This is a genomic window from Pseudomonas sp. IT-P253, from assembly GCF_949768125.1.
Taxonomy (GTDB): Bacteria; Pseudomonadota; Gammaproteobacteria; order Pseudomonadales; family Pseudomonadaceae; genus Aquipseudomonas.
The window spans coordinates 167,392-188,987 of the sequence record NZ_CATKPT010000022.1; the positions used below are offsets into that span (position 1 = coordinate 167,392).

Annotated in this window: 19 protein-coding genes; 9 read left to right on the forward strand and 10 right to left on the reverse strand. The window is 59.8% G+C overall.

Annotated elements, in window-relative coordinates; translation table 11 throughout:
- The gene (gene glgA, locus ACM6IR_RS13515; protein WP_414908163.1) at window positions 1-1,587 is read right to left on the reverse strand and encodes a glycogen synthase GlgA; all 1,587 of its coding nucleotides are present in this window, start codon (window positions 1,585-1,587) and stop codon (window positions 1-3) included.
- A 557-nt stretch (window positions 1,588-2,144) separates the two neighbouring features.
- Between glgA and ACM6IR_RS13520 the strand changes: the two genes are divergently transcribed.
- On the forward strand, window positions 2,145-2,957 hold the full coding sequence (locus tag ACM6IR_RS13520; protein WP_414908164.1) for a crotonase/enoyl-CoA hydratase family protein: 813 nt from the start codon (window positions 2,145-2,147) through the stop codon (window positions 2,955-2,957).
- A 7-nt stretch (window positions 2,958-2,964) separates the two neighbouring features.
- Window positions 2,965-3,795: an NAD(+) diphosphatase gene (gene nudC, locus ACM6IR_RS13525; protein ID WP_414908165.1), complete on the forward strand. Its 831-nt coding sequence runs from the start codon at window positions 2,965-2,967 to the stop codon at window positions 3,793-3,795.
- On the opposite strand, the gene ACM6IR_RS13530 is transcribed toward nudC, so the two are convergent.
- The 3 genes from ACM6IR_RS13530 to ACM6IR_RS13540 all read right to left on the reverse strand — a co-directional run bounded on the left by ACM6IR_RS13530 (window position 3,763) and on the right by ACM6IR_RS13540 (window position 5,841).
- The gene (locus ACM6IR_RS13530) at window positions 3,763-4,542 is read right to left on the reverse strand and encodes a TSUP family transporter (protein WP_414908166.1); all 780 of its coding nucleotides are present in this window, start codon (window positions 4,540-4,542) and stop codon (window positions 3,763-3,765) included. The two genes, nudC and ACM6IR_RS13530, sit on opposite strands and share 33 nt — an antisense overlap.
- 204 nt (window positions 4,543-4,746) lie before the next feature.
- A complete protein-coding gene (locus tag ACM6IR_RS13535; protein ID WP_414908167.1) occupies window positions 4,747-5,223 on the reverse strand; it encodes a DUF1348 family protein in 477 nt (158 codons plus the stop codon).
- 51 nt (window positions 5,224-5,274) lie between these two features.
- Complete coding sequence (locus ACM6IR_RS13540; protein ID WP_414908168.1) at window positions 5,275-5,841, reverse strand: TetR/AcrR family transcriptional regulator; 567 nt, start codon at window positions 5,839-5,841, stop codon at window positions 5,275-5,277.
- A gap of 215 nt (window positions 5,842-6,056) precedes the next feature.
- Between ACM6IR_RS13540 and pssA the strand changes: the two genes are divergently transcribed.
- Window positions 6,057-7,400: a CDP-diacylglycerol--serine O-phosphatidyltransferase gene (gene pssA, locus ACM6IR_RS13545; RefSeq protein ID WP_414908169.1), complete on the forward strand. Its 1,344-nt coding sequence runs from the start codon at window positions 6,057-6,059 to the stop codon at window positions 7,398-7,400.
- Window positions 7,401-7,515: 115 nt separating this feature from the next.
- Here the strand turns inward: pssA and efeO (ACM6IR_RS13550) are convergent, their stop codons facing one another.
- From efeO (ACM6IR_RS13550) to efeU, 4 genes are all read right to left on the reverse strand, one after another.
- Window positions 7,516-8,340: an iron uptake system protein EfeO gene (gene efeO, locus ACM6IR_RS13550; RefSeq protein WP_414908170.1), complete on the reverse strand. Its 825-nt coding sequence runs from the start codon at window positions 8,338-8,340 to the stop codon at window positions 7,516-7,518.
- Between the two features lie 24 nt (window positions 8,341-8,364).
- Window positions 8,365-9,672, reverse strand: coding sequence for an iron uptake transporter deferrochelatase/peroxidase subunit (gene efeB, locus ACM6IR_RS13555; RefSeq protein WP_414908171.1), 1,308 nt, complete (start codon window positions 9,670-9,672; stop codon window positions 8,365-8,367).
- Window positions 9,673-9,691: 19 nt separating this feature from the next.
- Complete coding sequence (efeO, locus tag ACM6IR_RS13560) at window positions 9,692-10,891, reverse strand: iron uptake system protein EfeO (RefSeq protein ID WP_414908172.1); 1,200 nt, start codon at window positions 10,889-10,891, stop codon at window positions 9,692-9,694.
- Window positions 10,892-11,007: 116 nt separating this feature from the next.
- Window positions 11,008-11,847 (reverse strand): iron uptake transporter permease EfeU, encoded by an 840-nt coding sequence (gene efeU / locus ACM6IR_RS13565; protein ID WP_414908173.1) that lies wholly within the window; start codon window positions 11,845-11,847, stop codon window positions 11,008-11,010.
- A gap of 266 nt (window positions 11,848-12,113) precedes the next feature.
- On the opposite strand from efeU, the gene ACM6IR_RS13570 reads away from it, so the two are divergent.
- The 6 genes from ACM6IR_RS13570 (at window position 12,114) to ACM6IR_RS13595 (ending at window position 19,211) form a co-directional block, all read left to right on the forward strand.
- Window positions 12,114-13,130 (forward strand): AraC family transcriptional regulator, encoded by a 1,017-nt coding sequence (locus ACM6IR_RS13570; protein WP_414908174.1) that lies wholly within the window; start codon window positions 12,114-12,116, stop codon window positions 13,128-13,130.
- Between the two features lie 250 nt (window positions 13,131-13,380).
- On the forward strand, window positions 13,381-15,045 hold the full coding sequence (locus ACM6IR_RS13575; protein ID WP_414908175.1) for an AMP-binding protein: 1,665 nt from the start codon (window positions 13,381-13,383) through the stop codon (window positions 15,043-15,045).
- A 15-nt stretch (window positions 15,046-15,060) separates the two neighbouring features.
- Window positions 15,061-15,822 carry an SDR family NAD(P)-dependent oxidoreductase gene (locus ACM6IR_RS13580; protein WP_414908176.1) on the forward strand — a complete coding sequence of 254 codons (762 nt, stop codon included), beginning with the start codon at window positions 15,061-15,063 and terminating at the stop codon, window positions 15,820-15,822.
- A 12-nt stretch (window positions 15,823-15,834) separates the two neighbouring features.
- The gene (locus tag ACM6IR_RS13585; RefSeq protein ID WP_414908177.1) at window positions 15,835-17,028 is read left to right on the forward strand and encodes an acetyl-CoA C-acyltransferase; all 1,194 of its coding nucleotides are present in this window, start codon (window positions 15,835-15,837) and stop codon (window positions 17,026-17,028) included.
- Between the two features lie 137 nt (window positions 17,029-17,165).
- Entirely contained in the window at window positions 17,166-18,293 is a 1,128-nt protein-coding gene (locus tag ACM6IR_RS13590) for an acyl-CoA dehydrogenase (RefSeq protein WP_414908178.1), read from the forward strand.
- Window positions 18,294-18,437: 144 nt separating this feature from the next.
- On the forward strand, window positions 18,438-19,211 hold the full coding sequence (locus tag ACM6IR_RS13595) for an enoyl-CoA hydratase (protein WP_414908179.1): 774 nt from the start codon (window positions 18,438-18,440) through the stop codon (window positions 19,209-19,211).
- 108 nt (window positions 19,212-19,319) lie between these two features.
- Here the strand turns inward: ACM6IR_RS13595 and ACM6IR_RS13600 are convergent, their stop codons facing one another.
- Both ACM6IR_RS13600 and ACM6IR_RS13605 read right to left on the reverse strand, forming a co-directional pair.
- Window positions 19,320-20,471 carry an acyl-CoA dehydrogenase family protein gene (locus ACM6IR_RS13600; protein WP_414908180.1) on the reverse strand — a complete coding sequence of 384 codons (1,152 nt, stop codon included), beginning with the start codon at window positions 20,469-20,471 and terminating at the stop codon, window positions 19,320-19,322.
- Window positions 20,472-20,474: 3 nt separating this feature from the next.
- Entirely contained in the window at window positions 20,475-21,581 is a 1,107-nt protein-coding gene (locus tag ACM6IR_RS13605; RefSeq protein WP_414908181.1) for an enoyl-CoA hydratase/isomerase family protein, read from the reverse strand.
- Window positions 21,582-21,596: the final 15 nt, after the last annotated feature.

The following is a 21,596-nucleotide window of genomic DNA, read 5'->3' on the forward strand; positions in this document are numbered from 1 at the left end:
CTATTTATGGCCCGATTTACCCAACGCCCTGGCGACCAGCTGTTCATAGAGTTCGGCGTACGGTTCGACGGCTTTGCACCAATTGAAAGGCGCCGCCATGGCGCGGCAGCGCATGGCATGGAGCAGGCCGGGGAAGGCGAACACTTTGAACGCGCGGTTCAGCGCTTCCTGATAGCTCTCCACCGTGGACTCGTCGAAGAGAAATCCGGTAACACCGTCTTCAATGGTGTCGGCCAATCCACCGGTGTTGCGCGCTACCGGCAACGAACCGAAACGCTGGGCGTACATCTGGCTCAAGCCGCAAGGCTCGTAACGCGAGGGCATCAGCAAGAAGTCGCTACCGGCGAACATGCGGCGGGCATCGGTTTCGTTGAAGCCGATACGCACACCGATCTGGCCAGGGAAACGCAGGGCCAGTTCACGCATGGCTTGTTCTTCTTCCGGTTCGCCCCGACCGATGATCGCGATCTGGCCGCCCGACTTGACGATGTATTCGGAGACGGCTTCGGTGAGGTCCAGGCCTTTCTGATACACCAGGCGCGAGACCACGGCGAACAGCGGACCTTCGGAGTCGTCCAGGCCGAACAGTTCGCGCACATGCGCTGCATTGACCGCTTTGCCGTCCCAGTCGCCGATGGCAAAGGGGCACAACAAGTGCGGATCGGTGGCGGCGTCCCAGCTTTCATCAATGCCGTTAGGAATCCCGCTGAGCAAACCTTGCTGGGTCTTGGCGGCGAGAAAACCGTCGAGACCGCAACCGAAGGCGGGGGTCGTGATTTCCTGGGCGTAAGTGGCACTGACCGTGGTGATATGGCTCGAATAGGCCATGCCGGCCTTGAGGAACGACATCTTGCCGTAAAACTCCATGCCTTCCTGTTGCAGTGCATGCAGGGGAATGCCCAGCTCCGGGCATGAGCCCAGGCTGGTCACGCCTTGATAGGCGAGGTTATGAATGGTGAACAGCGTCGGGGTGCGCTGCCCACGCCAGTGCATGTACGCAGGCGCCAGGCCGGCAGGCCAGTCATGGGCGTGCACCAGGTCCGGGCACCAGTGAATTTGTGCAAGGTTGGCGGCGATATCGGCGGCCGCCAGGCCCAGACGGGCGAAACGGATATGGTTATCCGGCCAGTCGCGGCCGTTGTTGGCGCCGTAAGGCGAACCTTCGCGCTCGTAGAGTTCAGGGCAAATCAACACGTAAATGACCAGACCATCAGGCATGTCCATGCGCCCGATCTTGCAGGGCGGCAATGCGGCATGACCGCCCAGCTCGCCAATAATATGAATCGGATTTTCGCTATGCAGCACCTGCGGGTAGCCCGGGATCAGCACGCGTACATCGTGCAATTGGGCCATGGCCCGGGGCAGTGCTGCAGAAACGTCACCCAAACCACCGGTCTTCACCAGGTCGGCGATTTCCGAGGTCACGAACAACACTTTCTTTCTATTGGGATTCTGACTGGCAACGGGTGCCAGTGTCTTGGTGCCGGGGACGATGACCGATTGGGCCGTAGGTGCACTCACGGCGTTCGATTCGCCGACCTGCTGATGAGCACGTTCTCCCTGAATGTCTAAAGCCGTACTGATCATATGAATCTCCCGTGTTGTTGATCTAATTCTTAGGTCTGGCACAAACGGTGTTTCGTGGCCAATTCCTGTGGCCGGGCGCAAACGCGCTTCGCATCGGTAAGCAAATGCCGCCCATGCGTTGAAGCAGAATGGCTGGAGTGGTCGTTGCAAGGACTGCACCAGTCGCAACGCACTTACCTTTCAGAGGACCGATCACAAACGGCAAAAGTTTCGATTTTTTTTACACTTTGTGACCGACCGGTTTTGCCCCGCGGAAATGAGTCTAGGCCAGAAGTTAGAGCGGTGCAGGCCAGATGGCAAAATTGTTCGACAATCGGTTCAAAGAGGTACGGACGTACAGAATAGGAGCGCCAACGCTCCGACGAAGGGCACGTTTTTTTTAAGCCAAGCCCCAAAAAGTAACCTGGCAGTCACATTGATGTGCGAGGTGTTGCAGCATTGGTGCACTACTATGGTGCGCTGGTGCGTCCGGCTTTTGGCCGAACCACTGCCTTACTGCCAGCCAAGGTGCCTTGTTATAGTTCGTGCCTCATTTTGTCCGGTAAAGGATCACTACCTTGTCTCAGTACACTGCATTCACCGTCGAACTGGCTGACAAAATCGCCCACGTGCAAATCAATCGCCCGGAAAAGATCAATTCGATGAATGCCGCGTTCTGGAGCGAGATCATCGATATCTTCCAGTGGGTCGACGACACCGACGAAGTGCGGGTGGTGGTGCTCAGTGGGGCCGGTAAACATTTTTCCTCGGGCATTGACCTGATGATGCTCGCCAGCGTGGCCAATGAACTGGGCAAGGATGTCGGGCGTAACGCGCGCCTGCTGCGCCGCAAGATTCTTGCTTTGCAGGCGTCGTTCAATGCCGTCGACAACTGCCGCAAACCGGTGCTGGCTGCGATTCAGGGGTATTGCCTGGGCGGCGCCATCGACCTGATTGCAGCCTGCGACATGCGCTACGCTGCCGAGGATGCGCAGTTCTCGATCAAGGAAATCGACATCGGCATGGCGGCGGACGTCGGTACCTTGCAACGCTTGCCGCGGATCATCGGTGACGGCATGCTGCGTGAACTGGCTTACACTGGTCGCACGTTCGGTGCCGAGGAAGCGCGTGGCATGGGCCTGGTCAATCGTGTCTACAGCGACACGGCCAGCCTGCTCGACGGGGTCATGGGCATTGCCCGTGAAATCGCCGGCAAGTCACCGATTGCCGTCACTGGCACGAAAGAGATGATCAGCTACATGCGCGATCATCGCATCGACGACGGCCTTGAATATGTCGCCACCTGGAACGCGGCCATGCTTCAATCCACCGATCTGCGCGTGGCGATGGCCGCCCATATGAGCAAACAGAAACCCGAATTTCTGGATTGATTGAAAAATGACTTCACGCTGGACCACCGCAGTACTGGATGCCGATCAACCGGGCGGCTGGGCCGTAGCGCGCAGCCCTGAAGGCTTTCTGTTCGATGACAATGGCGCACTGTTCCCGCGCGAATGGCTCAAGCGTCAGGACCTGACGATCCTCGCCGAACACGGTATCGGCCATCTGGATGGCGAGCCGGTCTATTTGCTGGAACTGCGCAGTCACAGCGAAGTGCCGGGCTGCAACTGGAAAGGCCTGCGAGCCTTTATGCTGGACGGCGACCACACGGTCTACAAGGTGCTGGGTTATGCCGCGCAAATCGGCACCTGGGCCCGTGAGCACCGCTTTTGCGGCAATTGCGGGCAGGCGACGAGCCAGGTCATCCGGGAGCGTGCGATGTATTGCGAACCCTGCGATATACGCTATTACCCACGGATTTCGCCGAGCATGATCGTGTTGGTCACACGTGGCGATGAAGTCCTGTTGGCGCGCTCACCGCGCTTCGTCAGCGGTGTCTACAGCACGCTGGCCGGGTTCGCCGAGCCGGGCGAATCCGCCGAAGACTGCCTGATTCGCGAGGTGCGCGAGGAGGTGCAGATCGAGGTCAAGAACATCCAGTACCTCGGCAGCCAGTGCTGGCCATTCCCGCATTCGATGATGCTGGGCTTTCACGCCGAGTACGCCGGCGGCGAGATTGTTTGTCAGGAAGACGAGATTGAAGACGCCCAGTGGTTCAACGTTCACGAGCTGCCGCCTTTGCCGGCGTCCCGCTCGATTGCCCGTTACCTGATCGACGTCTACGTGGCGCGGCGCTTAGGCCATGCTGAACCAGTGTTGCCAGGCTAACCGCACGGTCAGTCCCAGTACGACGGTGATAAACACCGGCCGGATGAATTTTGCACCGCCACTGATGGCGGTGCGGGCGCCGAAGAAGGCACCGACCATCACCGACAGGCCCATGCTCAGGCCGATGATCCAGTCCACTTGCCCGGAAAATATGAACACCGACAGCGCCGCAATGTTGCTGACGAAGTTCATGCTGCGCGCCACACCGCTGGCCTTCACCAGGTCGATGGGGTACATGAGCAGGCTGCTGACCGTCCAGAACGCGCCAGTACCGGGGCCTGCCACACCGTCATAGAAACCGAGGCTGAAGCCTTGGGTCGATTGCCACTTTTTCTTGATCGGCGCGTCGCTGTCCAGCGGCGCTTTCGGCGTGCCGCCAAACAATAAATACAGGCCGCAGGCGAAGACGATGATCGGGAGCATTTTGTTCAGCCATTCTGCAGGCAGGTAATGCGCGACCACGGCACCGGTCAATGCGCCGACCAGGGTGCCGACAATCGCGTGCACCCACTGCTTGGGATGGAACAGCTTACGGCGGAAGAAGGTGAAACTGGCGGTGGCCGAGCCGAACGTCGAACTCAATTTGTTGGTGCCCAGCACCAGATGTGGCGGCAGGCCGGCGGTCAACAGCGCCGGCGTCGTCAACAGACCGCCGCCACCGGCAATGGCGTCGATGAAGCCGGCGATGAATGCGACAAAGGCCAGAATGGCCAGAGTGGTGAGGTCAACACTGAGTTCGAAAGGCATGGAGTCGGCTTATTCGGCGGGGTGCAGGAAAGGACTGCGGGAAAGGGGCGACATCTTACCTATATCCGACTTTTGCGGCGACCGGTCTACACCACAAAACCCTTGTGGGAGCGAGCCTGCTCGCGAAAGCGGTTCATCAGTCAACGATTATGTTGAAGGTTAAGCCGCCTTCGCGAGCAGGCTCGCACACAAGGGGGATCGTGTTTACAGGCCTAGATCAGACAAGCCCGGATGATCATCCGGTCGGCGTCCCAGCGGCCAACGGAATTTGCGCTCGCTTTCCTTGATCGGCAGGTCATTGATGGAGGCAAACCGATTGGCCATCAATCCGTCTTCATTGAACTCCCAGTTCTCGTTGCCGTAGGAACGGAACCAGTTGCCGGAGTCGTCGTGCCATTCATAGGCGTATCGCACAGCGATGCGATTGCCGGTGAAGGCCCAGAGTTCCTTGATCAGTCGGTAGTCCAGTTCCTTGGCCCATTTGCGGGTCAGAAAACCTTTGGCTTCTTCACGGTTGTTGGCGAACTCGGCGCGGTTACGCCACTTTGTGTCCAGGGTATAGGCCAGGGACACTCGCTGCGGATCGCGGGAGTTCCAGCCATCTTCGGCCAGACGAACTTTTTCAATCGCCGATTCACGGGTGAAGGGCGGTAATGGCGGACGAACTTCAGTGTTAGACATATAAGTCTCCCTATCAAAGTACAGTTCAACGCGTTGTCGGGCTTGATTGAGTCATGACAGGTCCAATAACTTTCGCGCCATGCATTGCGCATTATCGGCGGCACTGTGATCCCCCATGACAAGCGCCACGGTGATGGCGCCATCGATCAGGATCAGCAGCTGTTTGGCCAGCGTCTCCGGGTCTTTAGCGCCATATTCGGTACAGAGCTCGTGCACGTAGTCGAGCAGCTTCTGTTTGTGTTCCTTGGCGACCAGGCGAACGGGGTCCTGTGGGTCGCCGGTTTCGCCGCTGGTGTTAATGAACGCACAACCGCGGAAGCCTTCGGAGGCGAACCAGGCCTTGAGCACGGTAAAAAGGTTGAGCAATCGCTCGGCCGGGCTCTCGGCCCGGTTGACTTCACTTCGGTACCAGTGCATCCAGCGCAGGTCGCGGCGTTGCAGGGCCGCGACAATGAGCGCTTCCTTGTTGGCAAAGTAGCGGTAGATGCTCTTTCTGGAGACGCCGGCGGTTTTCACCAGAAGATCCATGCCGGTGGCAGCGATGCCACTTTTGTAGATCAACTTTTCGGTGACGTCCAGAATAATGTCGCGTGTGGCGTTGCTGATTGTTTCGTTCATGTGGCGAACTGTAGAACGAACGTTCTTCATGGTCAAGCAGGTATTTTTTGTGCCTGTGAAAATGCCTTCGCGGGCAAGCCTCGCTCCTACGGGGGGGCGTGTTTTTGTAGGAGCGAGGCTTGCCCGCGAAGAGGCCATTACAGACAGTAACAAGACCCAAACGGATCCATGGTGTAAGCTCTCGGGTTCTTCGGATTCGACCCATTGCGAGCCCTATGCCGTCGCTTTTCAAACGCTCTCTGCTGCCCAAACTGCGCAGTTTTCCGCTGAACGCGGATGCCGTCACCATCCTCTCTGGCGCTGCCGAGTTCCGTCGTTGCCTGCTGGAAAAAATCGCCAGTGCAACTCAGCGCATCTATATCGTCGCGCTGTACCTGCAACAGGATGAGGCCGGCCAGGAAATTCTCGACGCCTTGCACGCTGCCAAACTGGCGCGTCCGCAACTGGACGTCGTCGTGGTGGTTGACTGGCTGCGCGCCCAACGTGGTTTGATCGGCGCCGGCAAGCAGCCGGGCAACGCGGCCTGGTATCAGGAAACCACCCGCACTCACCACAGTGAGGTGCCGGTGTACGGCGTGCCCGTGCAGACTCGCGAGCTGTTCGGTGTGCTGCATTTGAAAGGTTTCGTGATCGATGACTGCGTGATCTACAGCGGTGCAAGTCTGAACAACGTCTATCTGCACAAATTCGACAAGTACCGCTACGACCGTTATCACTTGTTGCAGAACCGCGCGTTGGCCGATTCGATGCAGCACCTGATTCAGCATGGGCTGATGACGTCAAAAGCGGTGCATCGTCTCGATTTACCGAACTTGCCGACCACCCGCAGCCTGCGCAACGACATCGGTGACCTGCGCAGTCGGCTCAAACACGCGACCTACGACACCACGCTAGGCAGCACGATGAGGGGCGAGCTGTCAGTCAGCCCGTTGCTGGGGTTGGGCAAGAATAATCCGTTGAGCCGGGTGATTTGCGAGCTGATCGCCAGCGCCCAACATCATCTGATCATCTGCACGCCGTACTTCAACTTGCCGCTGGCCGTTACCCGGGAAATCAACCGGGCGCTGGCGCGGGGGGTGAAGATTGATATCATCGTCGGCGACAAGACGGCCAACGACTTTTATATCCCGCCGAGCGAACCGTTCAAGGTGATCGCGGCGTTGCCGTATCTCTACGAAATCAGCCTGCGACGCTTTGCCAAAGGGCATCAACCCGGCATCGACAGTGGTCAGTTGAACCTGCACCTGTGGAAGCATGGCGATAACACCTACCACCTCAAAGGCATGTGGGTCGATCAGCGCTACACCTTGCTGACCGGTAACAACCTCAACCCGCGAGCGTTTCGCCTCGACCTGGAAAACGCATTGCTGATCGATGACCCGAAAGGCGAATTGCTCGAGCCGCGTAACAAGGAACTGGCGGAGATCTTCCAGAACACCACACGCATCGAGCGTTATCAGGACCTGGAAACACTCCTGGAGTACCCGGCGGCAGTGGCCAAGTTTCTCAAGCGCGTCAGTCGGGTGCGGATCGAGCGGTTGCTCTATCGGATGTTGTGAGGGCTAACAAGGCGGGGTAGATGCCTTCGCGAGCAGGCTCGCTCCCACAGTGGATTTGTGATCGACGTGGGAGCGAGCCTGCTCGCGAAGGGGCCCGCTTAAACGCTACAAATAATCAGTTCAAACCCAATTTCCCACGCAACATCGACAGGTCTTCAGCCAAGGTATTCACCGGCCCGACCAGCGCTTTGCGGTCGTTCTCTTTCACCTTGTCATACGTCTCGAAACCGCCATCCCTGGTCTTGTACTTGGCCAGGGTTTTGTCGACGGAAGCGAAATTCTTGTCGACCTTGGCAATGAACGCGGCGTCCTGCTTCTCGATCTGCGGGCGGAACAGGTCGACGATTTTCTTCGCGCCGTCGATGTTGCCCTGGAAGTCATGGAGGTCGGTGTGGCTGTAGCGATCTTCCTCACCGGAGATCTTGGTCGCGGCCACTTCTTCCAGCAGCGCAGCAGCGCCACCGACGACTTTCTCAGGCGGGAACGTCAGGCCGGCTACGCGGGCTTGCAGGTCTTTCACATCCTTGTTCAGGCCATCGGCCAGCTCGCCCAGGCCGTTGGTGCTTTTTTCCGTGAACAGCGAGTATTCGATGCGGTGAAAACCGGTGAAGTCTTCGGCTTTCACGCCTTTCTCGTGGTCGTCGACACGGGAGTCGATGGACGCATCCAGGTCACTGAACAGTTCGGCAATCGGCTCGATCGACTCGTAGTAAACACGGGTCGGTGCGTAAAGCTTTTGTGCGGTGGCCAGGTCACCTTTTTTCACCGCGTCGGTGAACTGTTGGGTATGGCTGGCCAGTTCGTCCAGTTGTTCGGTGACGTAGAGCTTGTAGTCCGAGACCGGCCCCACCAGGTCCAGCGGTGCCGTTGCCGCAAAAGCCGAAAACGGGGTGTTGAGCAAACCAAGGGTCAGCAATAAAGCGAGAGGCGACTTTTTCATGGGACGATTCCGTGTGGGCGTTGTTCAGGCGTTTTTAGGTTGAGGAGCGGGTTGGGTGGCATCAAGCAGCGAACGACCGATGAAGTCCTTGTCGCCCGTAACACCGGGCAAGGTGAAGAAGTACCCGCCGCCGACCGGCTTGAGGTATTCCTCGAGCGGTTCGCCGTTAAGGCGGGTTTGCACGGTAATGAAGCCTTTGTGCAGATCGGCCTGGTAGCAGATGAACAACAGGCCCATGTCCAACTGGCCATTCTTGTTCACCCCGTTGGAGTAGTTGAACGGCCGGCGCAGGATCAGGTTGGCCTGGGTCGCGGCGGTGCGCGGGTTGGCCAGCCGGATGTGCGCATCGAGTTTGGTCAGCTTGCCTTCCGGGTCCTTGGTGTAGTCCGGGACCTCGGTTTCATGCGCGGCGCCCATCGGTGCGCCGGTGCTTTTGACCCGGCCGAGGATGCCTTCCTGTTCCTGCAACGGCGTACGGTCCCAACGCTCGACGAAGTTGCGGATGATTCGCACCGCTTGATAGCTGCCGTTAGCCGTCCACGCCGGCTCATCGCTACCGGGCTGGACCCAGACGATGCTGTCCATGGCCTTGGCGTCGTTGGAATTCGGATTGGCCGAGCCATCGCGAAAACCCAGAAAGTTACGCGCGCTCTGCGCCGGCACACCCGGTTTCACCGGAGCCTGCGGCGGCACGCTGCCTTCCTGTTTCCAGCGCACCAACAGCAAGTCCGGCAGGTTTTTCAGGATGTCGCGTAGCGCATGAATGTTGGTGTCGATGGTGTTGGAGCAGAACTGCAAGCTGAGGTCGCCGTGGCAGCAATCGGCTTCGAGCGCATCGTTGGGGAAGCCGACCATGCGGATCAGCTGCTTCGGTTTGGCGTTGGCCAGGCCGAACCGCTCGTCGAACAGCGACTCGCCCACCGACACGGTGATGGTCAGATTGTCCGGCGTCACCATCGGGCCCAGAATCCCCGAATCCACCGGTGGCAGTTTCGGGTCGACCTGTGTCACCGGGCCGCCCTTCATCAAAAACGCGATGCGTTGGTTGAGGGTGCGGAACAGGCGTTCCAGGTCCTCGCGGTCGCTGGCCAATACATCGAATGACACCAGCATGCCAGACGCCGGACGCGGCGTGATGATGCCGGTCTGGTGTTGGCCATGGAACGGGTGGCGATCTTCGGTCTTGTCGCTGCTCGGTGCTTCAGTGACTTGGGCCGGGTTGGCGGCCATGGCCGGGCAGCTCAATGCCGAACCGGCGAGGGCAACGCCGGCCGCGCCCATGCCCATCAATATCCGGCGACGCTGAAGGTTGAAGTGTTCTGAATCGTTCATCTGATAAGTCGTCTTCTGCTTATAGGCCGGAGAGGCCAAGGGCGGGATCGATTGCATCGAGTGCGTCGGCCAGGGTTTTCGCCTTGTCGGCGATCTGTTTGCGCTGTTCGGCACTGACCGTGTCGTAGCTCGCGTAGCCATCCTTGACCTTAAAGCCTTTGAGTTCGGCATCCAGTTCGGTGACGGCGCTGTCGATCTTCGGCAGCAGTTCGGCGGCGGTTTTGGTCAGCAACGGACGCAACAGGTCGACGACCTTTTGGGTCGTTTCGAGGTTCGCGGCGAAACCGTTCAAATCGAGATGGCTGTAGCGTTCTTCTTCGCCACTGCGGGCACGAACGTCGGCGAGGCTGTTGAGGTTACGCACCACACTGCTCACCAGTTGTTCCGGCGGCAGGGATTGGGCCAACAGTTGTTGTTTGAGCGCAGTGACATCAGCGATCAGGCGCTGGGCAATCGGTGCCAGACCGTCGAGGTTACGCTGTTGGAACAGCGCCAATTCGATGCGGTGGAAACCAACGAAGTCCGGATCTTGCTCGCGCTTCTCGAAGTAGTCAGCGCGTGCGTTGATTGCGTTATCCAGTTCGGCCAGGCGCTGGGCGGCCGGGGCGATTCGTTGATAAGCGGCGCGGGCCGGCACGTACAAGGCTTGCGCCTGGCTGAGGTCGTCGGCATTGATCGCTTGCTCCAGCGCCGCGACAGCCTTGATCAGCGCGCTGCTTTGGCTGCCCAGGTAGACGCGAAATTCCGACAACGGTCCAACGAAAGCGACCATCGAAGGTTTTGCCTTGGCCGCGGCGTCGGACGCCGCGGTCGGCGTGACATGCAAGGTGCCGCGCGGGTTGCTCAACAAGCCGCAGGTGATTGCGTAGTCGCCGGGCAACAGGTTGGCGTTGATCACCTGACTCAGGCCGGGGGCGATGTTTTCCCGCTCTTCGAGCACCAGCACGCCGTCGAGGATTTCCCATTCAACGGCCCGATCCGAACGGTTGACGATACGAAAACTGGCGCGGCCCGCCGGCACCGTCAGCGCATTCGGCTCGCAGCTGTGCGGGTGAATGGTGACTGTCACTTCGTCATGGTGGGGCTGGCGCTTGGCCGCGGCCATTTTCGAGGCGTAATAAAACAGGCCACCGGCAGCGATCATCACGATCACCGAACCGGCCACCGCCCAGCGCAAGGCGCGGGGAGGCGAGGCCTGGGGAGAGGCTTGATTTGGCATGGGAGCCCTTATTGGCTGTAAATAACTGCTGAAATATCGCAACCCACATGCTCCTTGCAGGAGCGAGCCTGCTCGCGAAAAACTCACACGCGGCGCTGACCATCCGGTTTAACGCGTTATCGTTCACGAGCATCGCGAGCAAGCTCGCTCCTACAGGGGGGCGGGAGAAAAAACATCACCAGCGCCACCACCAGATAAATCAAGTAAGCGCCAAGGGTGCTGACAGTCGGCGCGTCCTGATACCCGAACATGCCGGCCAGCACTGAGCCCAGCGGGCCATCCATTGGCAGCGTCGCGCTGACGTCGAACAACACGGTTTGCAGGTGATTCCAGACCCCGGCTTCATGCAGCGCTTGCACAGAGTTGGCGAGGATGCCGGCGGCCACTACGAGGATGAACAGCCCGGTCCAACGGAAGAACGCGCCGAGGTTCAGGCGCATGCTGCCGGTGTAGATCAGGAAGCCGACAATGATTGCCAGGATCAGGCCGAGCAGGGCGCCGATCGGTGCCGCCGGCCCTTCACTTTGCTGGAACACCGCGAGCAAGAAGAACACCGTTTCCAGGCCTTCCCGGGCCACGGCGAAAAACACCATGGCGATCAGCGCTGTGACCTGATGGGTGGAACCGGTCAGCGCGTGATCGAGGGAAACATGCAGCGAATGCTTGATCGAACGCGCCACCTTGCGCATCCAGAACACCATCGAGCTGAGAATGCCGACGGCCAACAGGCCGACGACGCCCTCGAACAGTTCCTGTTGTTTTTGCGGGAATTCAGCACTGACCAGTTCCAGGCCTCCGCCCACCAGCAGGGCCAGGGCAACGGCAAGGAGCACGCCAACCCACACGGCGGGCATCCACTGGCCACGGCCGGTCTGCTTGAGATAACTGGCGATGATGCCAACGATCAACGCGGCTTCAATGCCTTCGCGCAGCATGATCAGAAAAGGAACAAGCATTCAGCACCGTCGCGTCTGTAGAGAAGATGCGTATTTGTAACATAATGACACTCATTCGCATACGCGGATGATTGCCATTACCTGAACCTGAGCTGAACTACCCTGCACATCACACTGCCCTCCTGTAGGAGCGAGGCTTGCCCGCGAAGAAGACGTCTCGGTGTTTCAGCGTAACCGTGTAATCGTTCTTCGCGGGCAAGCCTGCTCCTACAGAGGGTCTGCTGCGCTAATATGCGCACCACTTAAACAAGGGCTCGCAACACTCAATGTCAGAAAAAGACACCATCGCCGTTCAACTGGTGCGCGAAGCACTGTTGCAAAGTTGCGCCCCCGGACTGGCCACTGACGAAGTGCTGAACAAGGTCGGGATCAATCCGGCGCTGTTGGCCACTAGCGGTGGGCGAGTCCCGGCCACTGCTTACGCGCGCCTGTGGCGGTTGCTGGCCCGGCGCGGTGACGATGAGTTTTTTGGCATGGACCCGCGCAAACTCAAATCGGGCAGTCTGGAATTTCTGTGTCGCTGCTCGATGATCCAGCCGAGCCTGGCGGCGGGATTAACCTCGGGCCTGAGCTTCCTGTCGTTGATGCTCGAACACATTCCCGCGCAGTTGGTTCGTCAGCAAAGCCTGGCCGAAATCGTGTTGCTGGAGGACGAGCAGGCCCCGCGTCGCGCCTTTACCTATTTCACTTACTGGATGATCGTCCATGGCGTCGCCTGTTGGCTGGCGGGGCGGCGGATTCCGATCCTGGCCATCGAGTTGCGTTGTTCAGAGCCGGATTTTTGCGACGATTATCGCGTGATGTTCTCCGAGAACCTGCGTTTCGACCGGCCGCGCACGCGGATGATTTTCTCGGCCGATTGCCTGGACCTGCCGATCAAGCGCAGCGCTGAGGAACTCAAACGGTTCCTGGCACATGCCCCGGCCAACATTTTGGTGAAGTACCGTGATCCGCAGAGCCTGGCCAGCCGGATCAAACATGACCTGCGCCAACTGCCCGCCGAACACTGGCCTGAAACCGAGCCGCTGGCGCAACAGTTGTGCATGTCGGCTTCGACGTTGCGTCGCCGGCTGTCGGAGGAGGGGCAGACCTATCAAGCGCTCAAAGACAGCGTGCGCAAGGAGTTGGCCATTGTTTGGCTGGCTGAACCGAGTATCAGCTTCGCCGAGATCGCCACCCGCCTGGGGTTTGCTGATGCCAGCTCGTTCTACAAGGCGTTTCGCAAGTGGTCCGGGTCCAATCCGGGGCATTACCGAAGCCTGATTCTCAATGAGGCGGACTGATCCGGATTTTGTATTGAGGGGGCTGGCGCCTTCGCGAGCAGGCTCGCTCCCACAGGGGGAGAATGCATTTCAAATGTGGGAGCGAGCCTGCTCGCGAAGAGGCCCTGACAGGCGCCGCAACTCTCAACCCTTGGCCAAACCAGTCAAGCAACTTGATAACTTTGACCATTGCCGTGTTCTACGCGTAGAGCGAATATTTCCCTGTTAATTACGGTTCCCCAACCTAATAAAAAACAGAGGGATTCTGGCAATGCGCGATTACTTGTCTGCTGCATCACAGTTCAATTATCAGCACACCGTCGACGCAGCACTCGCTGGCGACTTGACTGCCCTCAACGCCTGCGTCGAGTGTTGTGACCGGCATGCCTTGCCGGGGCGCATCGCGTTGTTCTGGGAAGGCCGCGACGGTGCCAGCGCGACGTATACCTTTACCGATCTGCAAGACAAAGCCGCGCGTTTCGCCAACTACCTCCTGGCCCAGGGCGTGAAGAAAGGCGACAAAGTCGCCGGTCTCCTGCCACGTAATATCGAATTATTGATCACTGTGTTCGCCACCTGGCGCATCGGCGCGGTTTACCAACCGTTGTTCACTGCGTTCGGTCCAAAAGCCATCGAGCACCGCCTCAGTTGCTCGGGCGCCAAAGTGGTGGTGACCGATGCGGTCAACCGCCCCAAACTCGCGGAAGTTGCCGACTGCCCGACCATCGTGACCGTCGCTGGCGCCAAAGGACAAGGCATCGTCCGCGGCGATTTCAGTTTCTGGGCCGAACTGGCCAATTATTCCTCGATGTGCGAACCGGTACTGTTGACCGGCGAAGACCCGTTCCTGCTGATGTTCACCTCGGGCACCACCGGGCCGTCGAAAGCCCTGTCGGTGCCGCTCAAGGCCATCGTCGCGTTCCAGAGCTACACCCGCGACGCGGTGGACTTGCGCCCTGAAGACGCGTTCTGGAACGTCGCCGATCCGGGTTGGGCCTACGGCATTTATTTCGGCGTCACCGGGCCGATGTCGATGGGGCATCCGATCACCTTTTACGATGGCCCGTTCAGCCTCGAAAGCACCTGCCGGGTGATCAACAAATACGGAATCACCAACCTCACCGGTTCACCGACGGCTTACCGTCTGCTGATCGCGGGAGGCGACGAGTTCGCCCGTTCGATCAAAGGCAAACTGCGCATCGTCAGCAGTGCTGGCGAGCCGCTGAACCCGGAAGTCATCCGCTGGTTCGCCGACAATCTCGGCGTGGTCATTCACGACCATTACGGCCAGACCGAGCTGGGCATGGTCTTATGCAATCACCATGGTCTGGAACATCCCATCCACATGGGCGCCGCCGGTTTTGCCTCGCCCGGCCACCGCATCGTGGTGCTGGACGAGGACTATAGGGAGCTGGGCGTCGGCCAACCGGGCATCCTGGCGATTGACCGCACCCAGTCGCCGATGTGCTGGTTCGCCGGTTACGAAGGCGCACCGACCAAGGCCTTTGTCGGCAACTATTACCTGAGCGGCGACACCGTCGAGTGGAATCCGGACGGCAGCATCAGCTTCGTCGGCCGCAGTGATGATGTGATCACCACCTCCGGCTACCGCGTCGGCCCGTTCGACGTGGAAAGTGCCTTGATCGAACACCCTGCAGTGGTCGAAGCAGCGGTCATCGGCAAGCCTGATCCAGAGCGTACCGAACTGGTCAAAGCCTTTGTCGTGCTCAACCCGCAATACCGGGCCGCGCCAGAACTGGCCGAAGAGCTGCGCCAACACGTGCGCAAACGTCTGGCCGCGCACTCGTACCCCCGTGAAATCGAATTTGTCAGTGAATTGCCGAAAACCCCAAGCGGCAAATTGCAGCGCTTTATCTTGCGCAACCAGGAAATCGCCAAGGCTCAAGAGGCCGCCGCGAAGAACGTTTCAGCTTGAATCAAGGAAACAATGATGCAGATCGCAAACAAGGTTTTTCTCGTCACCGGCGGTGCCTCCGGACTCGGTGCGGCCACGGCTGAAATGCTGGTCGCGGCGGGCGCCAAGGTGATGCTGGTGGACATGAATGCTGAAGCCGTTGCGGCTCAGGCAGCGCGTATTGGCGCGAAAAGCGTCGTCGCCGACATCAGCGACGAAGCCGCGGCAGAAGCGGCCGTGCAGGCGACCGTCAACGCCTTCGGTGGCCTCAACGGCCTGGTCAACTGCGCCGGCATCGTGCGTGGCGAGAAGATCCTGGGCAAGAACGGCCCCCACGCGCTGGCCAGTTTCAGCCAGGTGATCAACGTCAACCTGATCGGCAGCTTCAACATGCTGCGCCTGGCTTCAGCAGCCATCGCCGAAACCGACGCGGACGCCGATGGCGAGCGCGGCGTGATTATCAACACCGCTTCGGCAGCGGCGTATGATGGCCAGATCGGCCAGGCGGCCTATGCCGCTTCCAAAGGCGCGATCGTCAGCCTGACGTTGCCTGCTGCCCGTGAACTGGCGCGTTTCGGCATCCGCGTGATGACCATCGCCCCGGGCATTTTCGAAACCCCGATGATGGCCGGCATGACCCCGGAAGTCCGCGCATCCCTGGCCGCCGGCGTGCCATTCCCGCCGCGTCTGGGCAAACCGGACGAGTATGCCGCGCTGGTCAGGCATATCATTGAAAACAGCATGCTCAATGGCGAGGTGATCCGTCTCGACGGCGCCTTGCGTATGGCCGCCAAATAAGGAGGATTTATCATGACTATTGCCAACGATCCTATCGTTATCGTCAGCGCTGTCCGCACCCCGATGGGCGGTTTCCAAGGGGAACTGAAAAGCCTGACAGCTCCGCAACTGGGTGCTGCGGCGATTCGCGCAGCGGTTGAGCGCGCGGGTGTCGCCGCCGATGCGGTTGAAGAAGTGCTGTTTGGCTGCGTGTTGTCCGCAGGCCTCGGCCAGGCCCCTGCGCGCCAGGCTGCACTGGGCGCGGGCCTGGATAAATCAACCCGTTGCACCACGCTGAACAAGATGTGCGGTTCGGGCATGGAAGCGACCATTCTGGCCCACGACATGCTCGTCGCCGGCAGTGCCGACGTGGTCGTGGCGGGTGGTATGGAAAGCATGTCCAACGCGCCATACCTGCTGGACCGCGCCCGCAGCGGTTACCGCATGGGCCATGGTCGTGTGCTCGATCACATGTTCCTCGACGGCCTCGAAGACGCCTACGACAAGGGCCGCCTGATGGGTACCTTTGCCGAAGAGTGCGCTGACACCAACGGTTTTACCCGCGAAGCCCAGGACGCGTTTGCCATCGCTTCGACCACCCGCGCCCAGCAAGCGATCAAGGACGGCAGCTTCAAGGACGAGATCGTGCCGCTCACCGTGACCGTCGGCAAAGAGCAGGTGCTGATCAGCAACGACGAGCAGCCGCCCAAAGCCAGGCTCGACAAAATCGCCTCGCTGAAACCGGCGTTCCGCGACGGCGGCACCGTGACAGCGGCGAACTCCAGTTCGATCTCCGATGGCGCGGCGGCACTGGTGCTGATGCGTCGCTCCGAAGCTGAAAAGCGCGGTCTCAAACCGCTGGCAGTAATTCACGGCCACGCCGCGTTTGCCGACACACCGGGGCTGTTTCCGGTGGCACCGGTGGGCGCAATCAAAAAGCTGATGAAGAAAACCGGTTGGTCGCTGGACGAGGTCGAGTTATTTGAAGTCAACGAAGCCTTCGCCGTGGTCAGTCTGGTGACCATGACCAAACTGGAAATCCCACACGAGAAGGTCAACATTCACGGCGGCGCTTGCGCGTTGGGCCACCCGATCGGTGCGTCCGGTGCGCGGATCCTCGTGACGTTGCTCTCGGCCCTGCGCCAGAAAGGCCTGAAACGCGGTGTTGCAGCGATCTGCATCGGCGGCGGCGAAGCCACGGCCATGGCCGTTGAGTGCCTCTATTGAAGAGTGCAATCCATGTGGGAGCGAGCCTGCTCGCGAAGGAGCCCTGTCAGTCGGCATCGATGTTGAATGACAAATCGCTTTCGCGAGCAGGCTCGCTCCCACAGGTTTTGCGCCTTAACTGAATTAAGGAAATAGTCATGATTCCCAATGACGAACAACTTCAGATCAGCGACGCGGCCCGGCAGTTTGCCCAGGAACGGCTGAAACCGTTCGCCGCCGAGTGGGACCGTGAGCATCGCTTCCCCAAAGAGGCCATTGGCGAGATGGCTCAACTGGGCTTCTTCGGCATGCTGGTGCCGGAGGAATGGGGCGGTTGCGACACCGGCTACCTGGCCTACGCCATGGCGCTGGAAGAGATCGCGGCCGGCGACGGCGCCTGCTCGACCATCATGAGCGTGCACAACTCGGTGGGTTGCGTGCCGATTCTCAAGTACGGCAACGACGATCAGAAAGAACGCTTCCTCAAGCCGCTGGCCAGCGGCGCAATGCTCGGCGCGTTTGCCCTGACCGAACCGCAGGCCGGTTCCGATGCCAGCGGCCTGAAGACCCGTGCGCGTCTGGAAGGCGATCATTACGTCCTCAACGGCTGCAAACAGTTCATCACCTCCGGGCAAAATGCCGGGGTGGTGATCGTATTCGCGGTCACTGACCCGAGTGCCGGCAAACGCGGGATCACGGCGCTGATCGTGCCGACCGATTCCCCGGGCTATAAAGTCGCGCGGGTTGAAGACAAGCTCGGCCAGCACGCGTCCGACACCTGCCAGATTCTGTTTGAGAACGTGGAAGTCCCGGTGGCCAATCGGCTGGGCGAGGAGGGCGAAGGTTACCGGATCGCCCTGGCCAACCTCGAAGGCGGCCGTGTCGGCATTGCCTCGCAATCGGTGGGCATGGCCCGTGCCGCGTTTGAAGCGGCCCGCGATTACGCCCGTGAACGCGAGAGCTTCGGCAAGCCGATCATCGAACATCAGGCAGTAGCGTTTCGTTTGGCTGACATGGCGACGCAGATCGCCGTGGCCCGGCAGATGGTGCATTACGCTGCGGCATTAAGAGACAGTGGAAAGCCGGCGCTGGTCGAAGCCTCGATGGCCAAACTGTTCGCCTCGGAAATGGCCGAAAAGGTCTGCTCTTCGGCGTTGCAAACCCTTGGCGGATACGGTTATCTGAACGACTTCCCGCTGGAGCGGATCTACCGTGACGTGCGGGTGTGTCAGATCTACGAAGGCACCAGCGATATTCAGCGCATGGTCATTTCGCGCAATCTTTAAACAGGAAACCTGTAGGAGCTGTCGAGTGAAACGAGGCTGCGAGCTTTTGATGTTGTTTTTAAAGAGCAAGATCAAAGGATCGCAGCCTCGTTTCACTCGACAGCTCCTACAGGGATAGAGCTTTAAGCTAAACCGGAGTTAATGATGAGTTACGAAACGATTTTGTTGGAAATCCACGGTCGCGTGGGCCTGATTACCCTCAACCGTCCGCAAGCCCTGAACGCGTTGAACGCCCAGATCATCAGCGAACTGAACCACGCCCTCGATGGCCTGGAAGCGGATTCGAACATCGGCTGCATCGTGCTGACCGGTTCGAAAAAAGCCTTCGCCGCCGGCGCTGACATCAAGGAAATGGCCGAGCTGACGTATCCGCAGATCTACCTTGATGACCTGTTCAGCGACAGCGATCGCGTGGCCAACCGCCGCAAGCCGATCATCGCAGCGGTCAGCGGCTTTGCCTTGGGCGGTGGCTGTGAACTGGCGCTGATGTGCGATTTCATCCTGGCCGGCGACAACGCCAAATTCGGCCAACCGGAAATCAACCTCGGCGTGCTGCCGGGCATGGGCGGTACCCAGCGCCTGACCCGCGCCGTGGGCAAGGCAAAGGCCATGGAAATGTGCCTGAGCGGGCGTTTGATTGATGCGGTGGAAGCGGAGCGTTGCGGGATTGTGGCGCGGATCGTACCGGCGGATGAGTTGCTGGACGAAGCGCTGAAAGTCGCGGCGTTGATTGCTAAAAAATCATTGCCGATTGCGATGATGGTCAAGGAAAGCGTTAACCGCGCGTTTGAAGTAAGCCTGTCGGAAGGCGTGCGTTTTGAGCGCCGGGTGTTCCATGCGGCGTTTGCGACGCAGGATCAGAAGGAAGGGATGGCGGCGTTTATTGCCAAGCGTGAGGCTGAGTTCCAGGGTAAGTGATGCGGCGTTTTCAATGACGCCTTCGCGAGCAGGCTCGCTCCCACATTGGACCTCAGCGTTTATGAGATTCCTTGTAGGAGCGAGCCTGCTCGCGAAGCTTTTGGGGTTTCAAACCAGATAGTTTTTCAGCTCACGGGCAATCACCATCCGCTGTATCTCGCTCGACCCTTCATAAATCTGCGTAATCCGCGCATCCCGGTAGTAGCGCTCCACCGGATAGTCTTCCAGATATCCATACCCGCCATGAATTTGCAGCGCCGATGAGCAGACCTTCTCGGCCATCTCCGAAGCAAACAGCTTGGCTTGTGAGGCCTCCGACAAACACGGCTTACCGGCACTGCGTAACCGCGCGGCATGCAGGATCAGCAACCGCGCCGCGTTCAGGCGGGTGTGCATGTCGGCCAGCATGTTGGCGACGCTTTGGTGCTCGATGATCGCCTTGCCGAACTGCACACGATCGCGCGAGTAGGCCAGCGCCGCTTCAAAGGCTGCCCGGGCAATGCCCAACGCCTGCGCGGCAATGCCGATGCGACCGCCTTCAAGGTTGGACAGGGCAATCGCCAGGCCCTTGCCCCGTTCGCCCAGCAGGTTGGCTTCGGGAATCGTGCAGTTGCTCAGGGTCACCGCGCAGGTATCAGAGGCGCGAATACCCATCTTGTGTTCGGTGCGATCAACAATGAAACCCGCGGTGTCCGTCGGCACCAGGAAGGCCGAGATGCCACGCTTGCCCAGATCCGGGTCCGTCACTGCAAAGACGATCGCCAGTTTCGCCCGTTTGCCGTTGCTGACAAATTGCTTGGCGCCGTTGATCACCCACTGGCCGTCGCGCAGTTCGGCGCGAGTGCGCAAGTTATGCGCTTCGGAACCGGCTTGCGGTTCGGTCAGGCAGAAGCAGCCAATCGCCTGGCCGCTGGCCAGGTCCGGCAGCCAGGTCTGTTTCTGTTGTTCGGTGCCGTAATTCAGGACCGGCCCGCAACCCACTGAGTTGTGGATGCTCATCAGCGCGCCAGTGGCGCCGTCACCGGCGGAAATCTCTTCAACCGCCAGGGCGTAGGCGACGTAGTCGACATAGGTGCCTCCCCACTCTTCGGGCACCACCATGCCCAACAGACCCAGCTCGCCCATCTTCGCCACCAGACCGTCATCGATCCAGCCGGCCTTTTCCCAGGCTTGCGCGTGGGGTGCGATTTCACCGCGGGCAAAGTCCCGGGCCATGTCGCGGATCATGACTTGTTCTTCGCTCAATTCGATATCGTGCATGGCTCAGCTCCAGCTTGGGTCAAAACCGCTGAAGAAACTCGCAACGTGCTCGGCGTCCAGCGCCTGCAAGGTCGGCGGGTTCCAGCGCGGGTTCTTGTCTTTGTCGATCAGCAAGGCGCGCACGCCTTCGATCAGGTCGCCGCGCTCGAACCACTGACGGTCCAGGTGCAGTTCAAGGGCGAAGCAGTCTTCCAGACTCAAGTGCCGACCACGACGGAGCATTTCCAGGGTCACCGCCATCGCCAGCGGCGAGCGGCTTTGCAGCAGGTCGGCAGTGGCGACCGCCCATTCATGGCTGCCGACGACCGTCACTTCACGCAGTTGCTTAACAATACTCGGCACATCGGGCAGGGCGAAGAAGTGATCGATAGCCGGGCGTAAAGCCGCCAATGGCGCATCGGGCAACTGTTGCACGGCGAGTTTCGCCAGCAGGCCCTGCAGGTCTTTCAGCGGTGTGTCGTGCCATTCGAGACGATCGAGTTGCTCGTCCAGCGTTCCCAGACGGGTGCTGTCCAGATACCAGTCGGCCAGGCCGCAATACAGTGCATCGGCGGCGCGAATCTGCACACCGCTGACCCCCAGATAAATACCCAGCTCCCCGGGAATGCGTGGCAGGAAGTAGCTGCCGCCGACATCCGGGAAGTAGCCGATGCCCACTTCCGGCATTGCCAGACGGCTTTTCTCGGTGACCACCCGCAGGTCGGCGCCTTGCACCAGACCCATGCCGCCGCCCAGGACAAATCCGTCCATCAAGGCGAGCACGGGTTTGCGGTAGTGGTGGATAGCGAGGTCGAGTGCGTATTCCTCGACGAAGAACGTTTCGTGCAGCGTGTCACCACTTTTGAAACTGTCGTACAGCGAGCGAATATCGCCGCCGGCGCAGAACGCTTTTTCCCCCGCACCGCGCAACACCACCGCGTGGATTTGCTCATCCTGCGCCCAGGCATCGAGTTGGCGCTGCAGGTTGCGAACCATGTCCAGGGTAATGGCATTGAGGCCGGCGGGGCGATTGAGGGTCAGGTGACCGATGTGATTGCGAACCTCGGCCAGCACGTCGTTTTGCGTGGCATCCATGGACTGAGTCCCCGGAGAAGAAACCTGAGCAGTCATCACTAACTCCCTGCT